Annotated in this window: 1 protein-coding gene; it reads right to left on the reverse strand. The window is 59.9% G+C overall.

Going from position 1 to position 1,176, the window contains the following annotated elements; all coding sequences use genetic code 11:
- On the reverse strand, positions 1-890 hold an 890-nt coding region (locus tag IEW85_RS14220), incomplete at its 3' end, for a tyrosine-type recombinase/integrase (RefSeq protein WP_229659068.1).
- Between the last annotated feature and the right edge of the window lie 286 nt (positions 891-1,176).

The raw sequence follows: 1,176 nt of genomic DNA on the forward strand, positions 1-1,176 counted from the left end.
ACACCGCGTTCACCGGGGTCGGCCCGACGCACGCGCAAGTAATCAACCAGGACCTGGCCAAGATCGGCCGGCATCGGAAGCACCAGCACTCGACCGCCCTTGCCGGTCACTTGCAGAGACGATCTTCTCCAGTCGATGTCATCAAGACTCAGGTCAGCAACTTCGCCGGCACGTATCCCTAATCGAGAAAGCATCGCGATGATCGCTGCATCTCGTAATCCCGTGGGGCTGGTCAGATCGACTGCGCGCTTTAGCGCGGCGAGTTCAGCACTGCGCATCGCCACCGGCAGATCAGGCCGAACTCGTCGAGCAGAGAGAACCCCACTGGCAATGGTGTCGCTGATCCATCCCTGGGCTGCCGCCCAGGTGAGCAGTCCACGCAACAGCGCGGCCATCGACTGAGCCGTTGAGGAGGAATAGCCGGCCACGGCACGGGCCAAGAACTCGTTGGCCATCGCGGCATCAACCTGGCCCCATGCCAGCTGGCCCTGCTCGTCCTCGATCAGCCTCAGAAAGCCTTCCCCGAAACTACGGGCCTTCCCGATCCAGCTTGGTCCTTGTTCCTGTTCTTGTGCTAAGAAACGCGCCCAGGCTGCAAGACACACCTGCACTGGCCCAGTCGGCACCTCAACAGTCGCAGCGGCCGGAACTCTGCCTGTCTGTTGCAGGAAGCGCATCACCGCCGAGATATTCTCATTGGCCGACCGGTGCTTGGGGTGGCGTTGATTATCCTGAGCCACCATGAGCCTGACACGGTCTGGGTCAAGGCCATCGAGTCCGACACCAGCCTCGGTCATCCATGAGCCCAGCCGCGCTGCTGCACGCACATGATTACGCTGGGTCAAGGGAGCATAACCTTGTACCAGCAGCCAATCTATGAACTCGGCCATCACTGCAGTCATAGGCCCCGCACAGCGGCGAGGCCAAATTTTCTGCCTCCACTGATCCGCGGAAAAGACCTGGTCACCTACGGTGATCTCAGTCCCTATAAACCCCGGGTCATCCACAGCGGCGATCGACGCGTATTCGGCACACATCGAGTTATTGATCACCTGCTCCTTCCTTCAGGAGCAGGCAGACTCTCATCCCAAAATTATGCCGACAAGAGTCAACGCCCTTCGGCCCTCACCAGGGGCAACCCGAAAAGGTCGGCATAATCCAAACATCGGCATAAGC

The organism is Nesterenkonia cremea, assembly GCF_014642675.1.
GTDB lineage: Bacteria > Actinomycetota > Actinomycetes > Actinomycetales > Micrococcaceae > Nesterenkonia > Nesterenkonia cremea.